At 53.6% G+C, this 13,762-nt stretch carries 10 protein-coding genes, 5 tRNA genes and 1 rRNA gene; 13 read left to right on the forward strand and 3 right to left on the reverse strand.

Annotation, left to right across the window (positions count from 1 at the left end; all coding sequences use genetic code 11):
- The first annotated feature begins 184 nt into the window (after positions 1 to 184).
- From ABR39_RS15360 to dppF, 8 genes are all read left to right on the forward strand, one after another.
- The gene (locus ABR39_RS15360) at positions 185 to 1,387 is read left to right on the forward strand and encodes an L-lactate MFS transporter (protein WP_047347642.1); all 1,203 of its coding nucleotides are present in this window, start codon (positions 185 to 187) and stop codon (positions 1,385 to 1,387) included.
- Positions 1,388 to 1,645: 258 nt separating this feature from the next.
- Positions 1,646 to 3,337: a kdo(2)-lipid A phosphoethanolamine 7''-transferase gene (gene eptB, locus ABR39_RS15365; protein WP_047347643.1), complete on the forward strand. Its 1,692-nt coding sequence runs from the start codon at positions 1,646 to 1,648 to the stop codon at positions 3,335 to 3,337.
- A gap of 91 nt (positions 3,338 to 3,428) precedes the next feature.
- Positions 3,429 to 3,505, forward strand: a tRNA-Pro gene (locus ABR39_RS15370).
- Positions 3,506 to 4,125: 620 nt separating this feature from the next.
- On the forward strand, positions 4,126 to 5,733 hold the full coding sequence (dppA, locus tag ABR39_RS15375; RefSeq protein ID WP_047347644.1) for a dipeptide ABC transporter periplasmic-binding protein DppA: 1,608 nt from the start codon (positions 4,126 to 4,128) through the stop codon (positions 5,731 to 5,733).
- 162 nt (positions 5,734 to 5,895) lie between these two features.
- The gene (gene dppB / locus ABR39_RS15380) at positions 5,896 to 6,915 is read left to right on the forward strand and encodes a dipeptide ABC transporter permease DppB (RefSeq protein ID WP_045285992.1); all 1,020 of its coding nucleotides are present in this window, start codon (positions 5,896 to 5,898) and stop codon (positions 6,913 to 6,915) included.
- A gap of 9 nt (positions 6,916 to 6,924) precedes the next feature.
- Positions 6,925 to 7,827 carry a dipeptide ABC transporter permease DppC gene (dppC, locus tag ABR39_RS15385; protein WP_047347645.1) on the forward strand — a complete coding sequence of 301 codons (903 nt, stop codon included), beginning with the start codon at positions 6,925 to 6,927 and terminating at the stop codon, positions 7,825 to 7,827.
- Positions 7,828 to 7,837: 10 nt separating this feature from the next.
- Positions 7,838 to 8,821: a dipeptide ABC transporter ATP-binding protein gene (gene dppD / locus ABR39_RS15390; RefSeq protein ID WP_047347646.1), complete on the forward strand. Its 984-nt coding sequence runs from the start codon at positions 7,838 to 7,840 to the stop codon at positions 8,819 to 8,821.
- Positions 8,818 to 9,831, forward strand: coding sequence for a dipeptide ABC transporter ATP-binding subunit DppF (gene dppF / locus ABR39_RS15395; RefSeq protein WP_047347647.1), 1,014 nt, complete (start codon positions 8,818 to 8,820; stop codon positions 9,829 to 9,831). The genes dppD and dppF overlap by 4 nt, the downstream gene beginning before the upstream one ends.
- Before the next feature lie 43 nt (positions 9,832 to 9,874).
- Here dppF and coaA read toward each other — a convergent pair whose 3' ends face one another.
- Positions 9,875 to 10,825, reverse strand: a complete 951-nt coding sequence (coaA, locus tag ABR39_RS15400) for a type I pantothenate kinase (protein ID WP_032654569.1) — start codon at positions 10,823 to 10,825, stop codon at positions 9,875 to 9,877.
- Between the two features lie 317 nt (positions 10,826 to 11,142).
- On the opposite strand from coaA, the gene ABR39_RS15405 reads away from it, so the two are divergent.
- The 5 genes from ABR39_RS15405 (at position 11,143) to rrf (ending at position 11,744) form a co-directional block, all read left to right on the forward strand.
- Positions 11,143 to 11,218 (forward strand) — tRNA-Thr (locus tag ABR39_RS15405).
- 8 nt (positions 11,219 to 11,226) lie between these two features.
- Positions 11,227 to 11,311 (forward strand) — tRNA-Tyr (locus tag ABR39_RS15410).
- 117 nt (positions 11,312 to 11,428) lie between these two features.
- A tRNA-Gly gene (locus tag ABR39_RS15415) sits at positions 11,429 to 11,503 on the forward strand.
- A gap of 6 nt (positions 11,504 to 11,509) precedes the next feature.
- Positions 11,510 to 11,585, forward strand: a tRNA-Thr gene (locus ABR39_RS15420).
- Between the two features lie 43 nt (positions 11,586 to 11,628).
- Positions 11,629 to 11,744: ribosomal RNA gene (rrf, locus tag ABR39_RS15425) — 5S ribosomal RNA — on the forward strand.
- Positions 11,745 to 11,886: 142 nt separating this feature from the next.
- Here rrf and ABR39_RS15430 read toward each other — a convergent pair.
- Positions 11,887 to 12,645, reverse strand: coding sequence for an amino acid ABC transporter ATP-binding protein (locus tag ABR39_RS15430; RefSeq protein WP_014171880.1), 759 nt, complete (start codon positions 12,643 to 12,645; stop codon positions 11,887 to 11,889).
- 7 nt (positions 12,646 to 12,652) lie between these two features.
- Positions 12,653 to 13,756, reverse strand: coding sequence for an amino acid ABC transporter permease (locus tag ABR39_RS15435; protein ID WP_047347648.1), 1,104 nt, complete (start codon positions 13,754 to 13,756; stop codon positions 12,653 to 12,655).
- Positions 13,757 to 13,762: the final 6 nt, after the last annotated feature.

A 13,762-nucleotide genomic window follows, 5' to 3' on the forward strand; every position in this document is an offset into this window, starting at 1 on the left:
GTTACAGCGATAGCGGACACTAACACACTGTCGCTTTATTCCCGCGCCAGGTCATTCATTCCCGATTCCAGGCATTTCATTCCGTTCCGCCTGCATTTCATGCCGTTTTACCCCAGGCGTATTAAGGTTTTGTTTATCGTTGTCCTCAGCGAATTTCCTTAATTTCTCTTGCAGGACAACTGCCATGAACACATCAACTTATAACCGCACGCGCTGGCTTACGCTCTTTGGCACCATCGTCACCCAGTTTGCGCTGGGTTCGGTCTATACCTGGAGCCTGTTTAACAGTGCGCTTTCCGACAAACTCGGCGCACCGGTCAGCCAGGTCGCGTTCTCCTTTGGTCTGCTGAGCCTGGGCCTGGCGATTTCGTCTTCCATTGCGGGCAAGCTGCAGGAGCGTTTTGGCGTGAAGCGTGTGACCATGGCGTCCGGCATTCTGCTGGGCGTAGGCTTTTTCCTGACGGCGCACTCCAGCAACTTGATGATGCTGTGGCTGAGCGCCGGCGTGCTGGTGGGGCTGGCCGATGGTGCAGGTTACCTGCTGACCCTGTCGAACTGCGTGAAGTGGTTCCCGGAGCGTAAAGGCCTGATCTCCGCGTTTGCCATCGGTTCTTATGGTCTGGGCAGCCTCGGCTTCAAATTTATCGACTCCCACCTGCTGGCGTCCGTTGGCCTCGAAAAAACCTTTATGATCTGGGGCGCAATTGTTCTGGTGATGATCCTGTTCGGCGCCACGCTGATGAAAGATGCGCCTCAGCAGGAGGTCAAGTCCGTGAACGGTGTGGTTGAGAACGACTTCACCCTTGCGCAGTCCATGCGTAAACCGCAGTACTGGATGCTGGCGGTGATGTTCCTGACGGCCTGCATGAGCGGTCTGTATGTCATCGGCGTGGCGAAGGATATCGCCCAGGGGATGGTGAAACTGGATGCGGCCACGGCGGCCAATGCGGTGACCGTGATTTCCATTGCCAACCTCTCCGGTCGTCTGGTGCTCGGTATTCTCTCTGACAAAATCGCCCGCATCCGTGTGATTACGATTGGGCAGGTGGTTTCGCTGGTCGGTATGGCGGCTCTCCTGTTTGCCCCGCTGAACGAAGCGACCTTCTTTGCGGCGATTGCCTGCGTGGCCTTTAACTTCGGCGGCACCATTACCGTCTTCCCGTCACTGGTGAGCGAGTTCTTTGGCCTGAACAACCTGGCGAAAAACTACGGCGTTATCTATCTGGGCTTCGGGATTGGCAGTATCTGCGGTTCGCTGATTGCTTCCCTGTTCGGTGGGTTCTATGTCACTTTCTGCGTGATATTTGCCTTGCTGATTATCTCTCTGGCGCTCTCTACCACGATTCGCCAGCCGCAACGCGAAGTTTTCAAAGAAGTTCATGCATAATGACGACGAGAAAGGCCGGTAATCCGGCCTTTTTATTTTGTGAAGAGGGGAAATAAAGCAATATTGTCTGTTTTAGGAATTGCTTTTTTGTAAATAACTGTACCGATCACACACTCTGCTGCCACTTTTTCCCTTCCCTGTGGTCTACTTACCACGCCTGTAGACGTTTCATTGAACGATCCCCTGAGCGTATGTCTAATCTGCCCACTTTTTAATCGAGGTGGGTGGCGGTACTGTCCCTTTTTCCGGGTAGCTTGCATGAAATACATTAAATCGATGGCGCAACAAAAGCTCTGCTTTTTGCTGGCGTTGTACATCGGCCTGTTTATGAATGGCGCAGTTTTTTTCCGTCGGTTTGACGGTTATGCGCAAGATTTTACCGTCTGGAAAGGAATTGCAGCGGTTGTCGAATTGGTCGCCGCGGTACTGGTCACCTTCTTTTTATTCCGTATTCTTACTCTGTTTGGCCGTCGCGTGTGGCGAGTGCTGGCAACGTTTATCGTGCTGTGCTCGGCGGGGGCCAGCTATTACATGACCTTTATGAACGTTGTCATTGGCTACGGCATTATTGCCTCGGTGATGACCACGGATATCGATCTCTCTAAAGAGGTCGTGGGGTTGCACTTTATTCTCTGGGTGGTGGCGGTCAGCGCTTTACCGCTGCTGCTCATCTGGAGTAACCGTTGCCGGTACACGCTGGTTCACCAGATCCGAACGCCGGGTAAACGTTTCAGAAGCGTCGCGGTGGTACTGCTGGCCGGTCTGATGGTCTGGGGGCCAATTCGTCTGCTGGAGGTGAAGCAGAAGAATGATGAGCGCACCTCCGGCGTGGATATGCCAAGCTACGGCGGCGTGGTTGCCAACTCGTATTTACCGTCTAACTGGATCTCCGCGCTGGGGCTGTATGCATGGGCGCAGGTGGATGAGTCTTCTGATAATAAATCGCTGATGAACCCGGCGAAGAAGTTTACCTATGTTCCGCCAAAAGATATCGACGATACCTACATCGTCTTTATTATCGGGGAAACTACGCGCTGGGATCATATGGGTATTCTTGGCTACGACCGCGATACAACGCCAAAGCTGGCGCAAGAGAAAAACCTGATTGCCTATCGCGGCTACTCCTGTGATACCGCCACCAAGCTCTCCTTACGCTGCATGTTCGTACGTGAAGGGGGGGCGAGCGATAACCCACAGCGTACGCTGAAAGAGCAAAACGTCTTCTCGGTGCTTCATCAGCTTGGATTTACGTCTGACCTGTATGCGATGCAGAGCGAGATGTGGTTCTACAGCAACACCATGGCGCAGAACATCGCATACCGCGAGCAGATTGGCGCAGAGGCGCGTAACCGCGGTAAGCCTGTCGATGACATGCTGCTGATTGATGAGATGAAATTGTCTCTCAACGGTAACCCGGATGGTAAGCACATGATCATCCTGCATACCAAAGGGTCGCACTTTAACTACACGCAACGCTACCCGCGTAGCTTTGCGAAATGGACGCCGGAATGTGTCGGAGTGGATAAAGATTGCACCAAAGAGCAACTGATTAACTCCTACGATAACTCCGTGACGTATGTGGATCACTTTATTGATTCGGTGATTGATCAGGTTCGTGATAAGAAAGCGATTGTGTTCTATGCGGCAGACCATGGGGAATCCATCAATGAATTCGAGCATTTGCACGGTACCCCACGTAAGATGGCGCCACCGGAGCAGTTCCGTGTCCCTATGATGGTGTGGATGTCTGACAAGTATCTGGAAGACCCTGAGAAAGCGAAGATGTTTGCTCACCTGAAGAAAGAGGCGGATATGAAGGTGCCGCGTCGTCACGTTGAGCTGTACGACACCATTTTAGGCTGCCTGGGCTATACCTCTCCGGACGGTGGTCTTAACGAAAATAACAACTGGTGCAAACTTCCTGAAAGCAGCCAGAAAGCCGCGCAATAGCTCGCCTGGCGAGAATATCGCCAGTTGAATGGCTTTTTGAAAATAAGGGATTGACGGGGGCGCACCCCAGCAGTAAGATGCGCTCCGCATTCGGCGAGTAGCGCAGCTTGGTAGCGCAACTGGTTTGGGACCAGTGGGTCGGAGGTTCGAATCCTCTCTCGCCGACCACATTCTGAAAAGGGCTAACCGCAAGGTTAGCCCTTTTTGCATTATGACCTTAGCCCGCCAGAGTCATCAAAATACCCCTTAGACCTGCTTCACCCTGCCTGTTAACGATTTTGTGACATAATCCATTGTATTTTTTTATATATAGATTGATCTTTTTTCGCGTTGCTTATGGATAACCTCAGCATTTTTCGCTGTGCGCTTTAACGTTCGCGGTATTTAGTGCTCAGATAATCACCATTCTGCAAGAAAATTTACCCATTCTGAATAAAAGTTAATCACTGATTGTTGCGAAATATGAAGGGGTTTGTGCTGCAAGATGGCGAGTAGCATAAATTTCCCTGCTGAAAACTGGCGTACATAGTTTTTTTAATCTTTGTTTGCGGTTTCTCACACTCAGCGTAAATCCCCGTCACCTGTATTGACGTTTTCACATTCTGTTGACAGATTGTAGGGCATGAGGGGCATTTCAGGGACGATCTGCGCTGCAACTCAAACGCTCTTCTGAAAGGATTCTCCATCCCTTTAAAGCCTTCGGGCATCACCGACCGGACCGGGTAAAAAATAAATAAAGGTCTGGCGGCGTAACACAACAAAGCAAAACATCACATTGGAGCAGAATAATGAGTATTTCCTTGAAGAAGTCAGGGATGCTGAAGCTTGGTCTGAGCCTGGTGGCTATGACCGTGGCAGCAAGCGTACAGGCAAAAACCCTGGTTTACTGTTCTGAAGGCTCGCCGGAAGGCTTTAACCCACAGCTCTTTACCTCTGGTACGACTTACGACGCAAGCTCTGTACCGATCTATAACCGTCTGGTTGAATTCAAAACCGGTACCACGGAAGTGATTCCGGGTCTGGCCGAGAAGTGGGAAGTCAGCGAAGACGGTAAAACCTATACCTTCCACCTGCGCCAGGGCGTGAAGTGGCAGGACAACAAAGAATTCAAACCAACGCGCGACCTTAACGCCGACGACGTTGTGTTCTCCTTCGATCGTCAGAAAAATGCCCAGAACCCGTACCACAAAGTGTCTGGCGGCAGCTATGAATACTTCGAAGGGATGGGTCTGCCTGATCTGATCTCTGAAGTGAAAAAAGTTGACGATAAAACCGTTCAGTTCGTACTGACTCGCCCGGAAGCGCCATTCCTGGCTGACCTGGCCATGGACTTCGCCTCTATTCTGTCCAAAGAGTACGCGGACAACATGCTGAAAGCCGGTACGCCGGAGAAAGTCGACCTGAACCCAATCGGTACCGGTCCATTCCAGCTGCTGCAGTACCAGAAAGACTCCCGTATTCTGTACAAAGCGTTCGAAGGCTTCTGGGGCACCAAACCGAAGATCGACCGTCTGGTCTTCTCCATCACGCCTGATGCGTCAGTGCGTTATGCAAAACTGCAGAAAAATGAATGCCAGGTTATGCCATACCCGAACCCGGCTGACATCGCTCGCATGAAGCAGGATAAGAACATCAACCTGCTGGAGCAGGCGGGTCTGAACGTGGGCTACCTCTCCTTCAACACCGAGAAGAAACCGTTTGATGACGTAAAAGTGCGTCAGGCTCTGACCTACGCGGTGAACAAAGAAGCGATCATCAAGGCGGTATATCAGGGCGCTGGCGTTGCAGCTAAAAACCTGATCCCACCAACCATGTGGGGCTATAACGACGACGTTAAAGACTACAGCTACGATCCTGAGAAAGCGAAAGCGCTGCTGAAAGAAGCGGGTCAGGATAAAGGCTTTACCGTTGAGCTGTGGGCGATGCCTGTTCAGCGTCCGTACAACCCGAACGCACGCCGTATGGCAGAAATGGTTCAGGCTGACTGGGCTAAGATTGGCGTTCAGGCCAAGATTGTGACCTACGAGTGGGGCGAGTATCTGAAGCGTGCCAAAGCGGGTGAACACCAGGCGGTAATGATGGGCTGGACCGGTGATAACGGGGATCCGGACAACTTCTTCGCCACCCTGTTCAGCTGTGCTGCTGCGAAAGACGGTTCTAACTACTCTCGCTGGTGCTACAAGCCGTTTGAAGACCTGATCCAGCCGGCGCGTGCAACCGACGATCACAACAAACGTATTGAACTGTACAAGCAGGCTCAGGTTGTTATGCACGATCAGGCTCCGGCGCTGATTGTTGCTCACTCCACCGTGTACGAGCCAGTGCGTAAAGAAGTGAAGGGCTACGTGGTTGATCCACTGGGCAAACACCACTTCGAAAACGTATCTGTTGAATAATCAGTAAGGTGTTCTCCCTCTCCCTGTGGGAGAGGGCAGGGGTGAGGGCCGTGCATGCATCCCCTCACCCTAACCCTCTCCCTCAAGGGAGAGGGAATTTACATTTGTGAGCAATACAGACGCCACGCCATTGGTTGTGCGTCATCAGAGAGAATCCGGGTTATGTTGCAGTTCATCCTCCGACGTCTGGGACTTGTTATCCCCACGTTTATCGGTATCACCCTTCTCACTTTTGCCTTCGTCCATATGATCCCCGGCGACCCGGTAATGATTATGGCGGGTGAGCGTGGTATTTCCCCTGAGCGCCATGCACAGCTGCTGGCTGAACTCGGCCTCGATAAGCCGATGTGGCAGCAGTACCTCCATTATATTTGGGGCGTCATGCACGGCGACTTAGGCATTTCGTTGAAAAGCCGTCTTCCGGTGTGGGACGAGTTCGTGCCGCGTTTTAAAGCGACACTGGAGCTTGGCGTCTGCGCCATGATTTTCGCCACTGCGGTGGGTATTCCTGTTGGGGTGCTGGCTGCCGTTAAGCGTGGCTCTATTTTTGACCATACTGCGGTGGGCCTGGCGCTGACCGGCTACTCCATGCCTATCTTCTGGTGGGGCATGATGCTGATCATGCTGGTCTCGGTGCAGCTTAACCTGACACCGGTCTCCGGGCGCGTCAGCGATATGGTCTTCCTGGATGATTCCAACCCGCTCACCGGATTTATGCTGATTGATACGGCTATCTGGGGTGAAGAGGGCAACTTCATTGATGCCGTCGCGCATATGATCCTGCCTGCCATGGTGCTGGGTACTATTCCTCTGGCGGTGATCGTGCGTATGACCCGTTCTTCCATGCTGGAAGTGCTGGGCGAGGATTATATCCGTACCGCGCGCGCCAAGGGCCTGACCCGTATGCGCGTCATCATCGTTCATGCGCTGCGTAACGCCATGCTGCCGGTGGTGACCGTTATTGGTCTGCAGGTGGGGACTCTGCTGGCGGGGGCGATCCTGACCGAAACCATCTTCTCCTGGCCGGGCCTGGGTCGCTGGCTGATTGACGCGCTGCAACGCCGTGATTATCCGGTTGTGCAGGGTGGTGTACTGCTGGTCGCGACGATGATTATTCTCGTCAACCTGCTGGTCGATTTGCTTTACGGCGTGGTGAACCCGCGTATTCGTCATAAGAAGTAAGGGGCCATCATGTCACAAGTAACTCAAAATAAAGTGGTCGCAGCACCGGTGCCAATGACGCCGCTGCAGGAATTCTGGCACTACTTCAAACGCAATAAAGGTGCGGTAGTCGGGCTGGTATATGTCGTCATCATGATTCTGATCGCGGTGTTTGCGAACGTCCTGGCGCCGTATAACCCGGCGGATCAGTTCCGCGATGCGCTGCTGGCCCCCCCTGCCTGGCAGGACGGCGGTAGCCTGACGCACCTGTTAGGTACCGATGATGTGGGTCGCGATGTGCTGTCGCGTCTAATGTACGGCGCGCGTCTGTCTCTGCTGGTCGGCTGCCTGGTGGTGGTGTTGTCCCTGATTATGGGGATCGTGCTCGGTCTGGTTGCCGGTTACTTCGGCGGTATCGTTGATAACATCATCATGCGTATCGTCGATATCATGCTGGCGCTGCCAAGCCTGCTTCTGGCGCTGGTGCTGGTGGCAATCTTCGGCCCGTCAATTGGTAACGCCGCGCTGGCGTTGACCTTCGTGGCGCTCCCTCACTATGTACGTTTAACCCGTGCGGCGGTGCTGGTAGAAGTAAACCGCGATTACGTCACGGCGTCTCGCGTGGCGGGTGCGGGCGCGATGCGCCAGATGTTCGTCAATATCTTCCCTAACTGCCTTGCGCCGCTGATTGTTCAGGCGTCGCTTGGTTTCTCTAACGCCATTCTTGATATGGCCGCTCTTGGCTTCCTGGGCATGGGTGCGCAACCGCCAACACCGGAGTGGGGCACCATGCTCTCCGACGTGTTGCAGTTCGCACAAAGCGCCTGGTGGGTTGTCACCTTCCCGGGCCTGGCAATCCTGCTGACGGTGCTGGCATTTAACCTGATGGGTGATGGTCTGCGTGATGCACTTGATCCCAAACTGAAGCAGTAAGAGGCACGAGATGGCGTTATTAAATGTAGATAAATTATCGGTGCACTTCGGGGATGAAGGCACTCCGTTTCGCGCCGTGGACCGCATCAGCTACAGCGTCAATCAGGGCGAAGTAGTTGGCATTGTCGGGGAGTCCGGTTCCGGTAAATCGGTCAGTTCACTGGCGATCATGGGGCTGATTGATTACCCGGGCCGCGTGATGGCGGAAAACCTGAAGTTCAACGGTCAGGATCTGAAGCGCATTTCTGAAAAACAGCGCCGCCAGCTGGTGGGTGCGGAAGTGGCGATGATTTTCCAGGATCCGATGACCAGCCTGAACCCTTGTTACACCGTTGGGTTCCAGATTATGGAAGCGATTAAGGTGCATCAGGGCGGGAATAAGAAAACCCGTCGCCAGCGCGCTATCGATCTGCTGAACCAGGTGGGGATCCCTGACCCGGCATCGCGTCTGGACGTTTACCCGCATCAGCTTTCCGGTGGGATGAGCCAGCGCGTGATGATCGCGATGGCGATTGCCTGTCGACCAAAACTGCTGATTGCCGATGAGCCGACGACGGCGCTGGATGTGACCATTCAGGCGCAAATCATCGAACTGCTGCTGGAGCTGCAGCAGAAAGAGAATATGGCGCTGGTGCTGATTACGCACGACCTGGCGCTGGTGGCTGAAGCGGCGCACAAAATTATCGTGATGTATGCCGGCCAGGTGGTCGAGACCGGAAGTTCGCACGATATCTTCCGCGCGCCGCGCCATCCGTATACCCAGGCGCTTTTACGTGCGCTGCCGGAGTTTGCCCAGGACAAAGCGCGTCTGGCGTCGCTGCCGGGCGTGGTACCGGGTAAATATGACCGTCCGCAGGGCTGTCTGCTTAACCCACGCTGTCCGTATGCGACAGATAAATGCCGGGCAGAAGAGCCAGAGCTGAATCAGCTTGCTGACGGCCGTCAGTCGAAATGCCACTACCCACTCGATGATGCCGGGAGGCCAACACTATGAGTACGCAACAGGCCACCACGCAACAGCCGCTGTTGCAGGCTATCGACCTGAAAAAATACTACCCGGTGAAGAAGGGGCTGTTTGCCCCTGAGCGCCTGGTGAAAGCGCTGGACGGCGTCTCCTTTAATCTCGAACGCGGTAAAACGCTGGCGGTGGTGGGGGAGTCAGGCTGCGGTAAATCCACGCTGGGCCGCCTGCTGACGATGATTGAAGTGCCGACCGGCGGGGAGCTCTATTACCAGGGGCAGGATCTGCTCAAGCACGATCCGCAGGCGCAGAAGCTGCGTCGCCAGAAAATCCAGATTGTGTTCCAGAACCCGTATGGTTCTTTGAACCCGCGTAAAAAAGTGGGGCAGATTCTGGAAGAGCCGCTGCTGATTAACAGCAATCTGAGCAAAGAGCAGCGCCGTGAAAAAGCCCTGGCGATGATGGCGAAGGTCGGCCTTAAAACCGAGCATTATGACCGCTATCCGCATATGTTCTCCGGCGGACAGCGTCAGCGTATTGCTATCGCGCGTGGACTGATGCTCGATCCGGACGTTGTGATTGCCGATGAGCCGGTTTCGGCGCTTGACGTTTCCGTCCGTGCGCAGGTGCTGAACCTGATGATGGATCTGCAGCAGGAGCTGGGGCTGTCTTATGTGTTCATTTCCCACGACCTGTCGGTGGTGGAGCATATTGCCGATGAGGTGATGGTGATGTATCTGGGGCGGTGCGTGGAGAAGGGGAGCAAAGATCAGATCTTTAATAATCCTCGTCACCCGTATACCCAGGCGCTGCTGTCTGCGACGCCGCGACTGAACCCTGACGATCGTCGTGAGCGCATTAAGCTGACGGGTGAGCTGCCAAGCCCGCTGAATCCACCTCCGGGGTGTGCATTCAACGCCCGCTGCAGTCGCCGCTTTGGTCCTTGCACCCAGCTACAGCCTCAGCTGAAGGATTATGGTGGTCAACTGGTCGCCTGCTTCGCGGTCGATCAGGATGAAAATGGCGAGAAGCCACAGGCATAAAGTAAAAAACCGGCGCTAAGCCGGTTTTTTTATGTCTGCGTTGTTATTTCCGCAAGCGAATCTGGTCCACGGCATGCTTCTCGCTCTTGGTGAGGATCAGGCTCGCGCGCTCGCGCGTCGGCAGGATGTTCTCTTTGAGGTTCACGTAGTTGATCTCATTCCAGAGTCCCGTCGCCACGTTAATCGCTTCTTCTTCAGAAAGCTGAGCATAGTGATGGAAATAGGAATCCGGGTCAGTGAACGCCCCTTCGCGGAACTTCAGGAAACGGTTGATGTACCAGTTTTGCAGCAGGTCTTCCGGCGCATCGACATAAATAGAGAAATCGACGAAATCCGAGACGAATACGTGATGCGGGTCGTGAGGATAGTCCATCCCGCTTTGCAGGACGTTCAACCCTTCCAGAATCAGGATATCCGGCTGGACTACCGTTTTATCCCCATCCGGGATGCGATCGTAAATCAGATGCGAATAAACCGGCGCGGTAACGTGAGGCACGCCAGATTTCAGATCGGAGACAAATTTCACCAGACGGTGCATATCATAAGAAAGCGGGAAGCCCTTCTTCTTCATCAGCCCGCGTTCTTTTAATACTTCGTTTGGATGCAGGAAGCCGTCGGTGGTGATCAGTTCCACGCTGCGGTGTTCCGGCCAGCGGCTCAACAGCGCCTGCAGGACACGCGCGGTGGTGCTTTTACCCACGGCCACGCTGCCGGCAATACTAATAATATAAGGAATGCGTTGACCGTTCGTCCCGAGGAACTGCTCCAGCACAGCCTGACGGCGCAGGTTAGAGCTGATATAGAAGTTAAGCAAGCGAGAGAGGGGGAGATAAATCTCTGCCACCTCTTCCAGGGACAGATCTTCGTTTATCCCTTTTAACCGTGCGATTTCACCTTCCGTCAGCGTCATAGGGACGGAATCACGCAGGGCAGCCCACTGGCTGCGGTTAAAGTGAAGATAAGGCGTCATTAACGTTTGCTCTTTTTTGCTCATAAGCATGCTTCAGTGAGCCAGCATCACACTGCCGGATCGTGGCTCATCACACAGTTAATTTTGGACAATGGGCAGGAGGTTAACACCAGATGACAGGAATAATAAGAAAAAAGATGGATAGCGCTGCGTTACGCGGAAGCCGTCACGCTACGGTGTATACGGTGCAAATGGCGCTAATATGTTGAATATTTGACCGTGGGTGACTACTTTTACAGCGTCCGGCACGTTGTTCGCATAAAATGTGAGCGAAAGAACGTTTTATGCAAATTTTTAGTTGCATGACCGCGCAGGTATCCATAGAATGCGCGCTACTTGATGCCGACTTAGCTCAGTAGGTAGAGCAACTGACTTGTAATCAGTAGGTCACCAGTTCGATTCCGGTAGTCGGCACCATCAAGTCCGGTGGGGTTCCCGAGCGGCCAAAGGGAGCAGACTGTAAATCTGCCGTCACAGACTTCGAAGGTTCGAATCCTTCCCCCACCACCACTTTCTGGCAGCGTAAATGCCGCCGGAGCTGGTTGGAAAAATTAGCCAGCTCAAACTGAAAAAGAGAGAAATCTCTTTTTTTGTTACAGAAAGAACTGGGTAGCCGAGTTTCAGGATGCGGGCATCGTATAATGGCTATTACCTCAGCCTTCCAAGCTGATGATGCGGGTTCGATTCCCGCTGCCCGCTCCAATACGTGCTGATATGGCTCAGTTGGTAGAGCGCACCCTTGGTAAGGGTGAGGTCCCCAGTTCGACTCTGGGTATCAGCACCACTTTATACTTAGGTTAAAGTTCGGCAAGAAGTAAAAGAATTTGTCTGGCGGCTTTAGCGCGGTGGTCCCACCTGACCCCATGCCGAACTCAGAAGTGAAACGCCGTAGCGCCGATGGTAGTGTGGGGTCTCCCCATGTGAGAGTAGGGAACTGCCAGACATCAAATAAGAAGAACCCCGTACCGTAAGGTGCGGGGTTTTTTGCTTTGTGCGGTCTGAAAAGTCGGGTGGCGGCTTCGCCTTACCCGACCTACATAGCCCGGAGGCCCGGTAGGCAACGCGCCACCGGGCAAAAAAGCAGATTAATGAATCACCTGCGACAAGAAGGCTCGCGTACGTTCTGACTTCGGATGCGCAAAAAACTCATCCGGTGGCGCCTGCTCAACAATCTCCCCGCGGTCCATGAAGATCACCCGGTCTGCCACGGTTCTCGCGAATCCCATTTCATGCGTCACACACAGCATGGTCATGCCGGATTGAGCCAGCCCAATCATGGTGTCCAGAACCTCCTTCACCATCTCTGGATCGAGGGCAGATGTCGGTTCATCAAACAGCATAATTTTAGGTTTCATACACAGCGAGCGGGCGATAGCCACACGCTGCTGTTGGCCACCCGATATCTGGCCAGGAAATTTATTGGCATGCTCTGCAATGCGGACGCGTTCCAGGTAATGCATTGCCAGCGCCTCCGCTTCCTTTTTCGGCATCTTTCGAACCCAAATTGGCGCAAGCGTACAGTTCTGCAGAACGGTCAGGTGCGGAAACAGATTAAAGTGCTGAAAAACCATTCCCACTTCCTGACGCACGCGTTCGATGTTGCGGATATCTTCATTTAGCTCAATACCATCAACCACAATGCGTCCTTGCTGATGTTCTTCAAGATGGTTAATACAGCGAATGGTGGTGGATTTCCCGGATCCGGAAGGGCCGCAAAGGACGATGCGTTCTCCCTGCTTTACCTTGAGATTGATGTCTTTCAGAACATGAAACTGTCCGTACCATTTATTCACGTTTTCCAGCGTAATCATCGCGTCGGCAGGTGTCATAGTAATTTGGCTCATAATTTCCTCAGTGCGGTGTACGCCCGGTGTTAAAGCGCTTTTCCAGGTGCTGGCTGTAGCGCGACATGCTAAAACAAAAGATCCAGTAGATCAGAGCTGCAAAGACATATCCCTCGGTGGACATACCCAGCCAGACAGGGTCAACGGTTGCCTGTTGCACGCTGCTAAAGAGATCGAACAATCCGATGATGATCACCAGACTGGTATCTTTGAAGAGGGCAATGATCGTGTTGACCAGTCCCGGAATGACCAGCTTGAGTGCCTGGGGAAGAATGACCAGCCCCTGCGTTTTCCAGTAGCCGAGCGCCAGTGATTCCGCCGCTTCGTACTGGCCTTTAGGTAACGCCTGCAAACCACCTCGCACAACTTCAGCGACATAGGCGGACTGGAAGAGAATCACCCCGACCAGGGCACGGATCAGCTTGTCGATCGTTGTACCTTCTGCCATAAACAGCGGCAGCATGACCGAAGACATAAACAGAACGGTGATAAGCGGTACGCCGCGCCAGAACTCAATGAAGATAACCGAGAGTACGCGTACGATCGGCATTTTTGAGCGCCGTCCCAGGGCAAGTAAAATCCCCCACGGTAAAGCGCCGGCTATCCCCACTGAAGCGATAATCAACGTCAGCGTCAGACCGCCCCACTGGCGCGTTTCTACCCGTTCCAGCCCCAGAAAACCGCCATACAACAGCACCCAGACAATAACGGGATAAACCACTGCCCAGCCGGCAATGTAGCGTCCACGATGAGGCAGCTTTTTCCAGAGCATGACCGCGACAGAGAGCAGGCCGATAACCAGCGCCAGGTTTATCCGCCAGCGCTGTTCGTGCGGATACAACCCATACATGAACTGACCGAAGCGCTCATGAATAAACACCCAGCAAGCGCCCGCTTTTGTACAGTCTGCTCGGGTAGAACCGACCCAGTTGGCCTGCAGAAACGCCCAGTTTAAAAGGGGCGGGATCAATTCCCACATTAGCCACAGACAGACAATCGTCAGCAGGCTGTTACTCCAGCTGGAGAAGAGATTCTTACGCGCCCAGAGAATAAAACGTCCACCTGTCGAGTTGGCAGGGCGCGAGGAGTGCGACAGTATCGCTTTTGTCATCATAGA

The sequence above is a fragment of the Enterobacter genomosp. O genome (assembly GCF_001022965.1).
Classification (GTDB): domain Bacteria; phylum Pseudomonadota; class Gammaproteobacteria; order Enterobacterales; family Enterobacteriaceae; genus Enterobacter; species Enterobacter cloacae_L.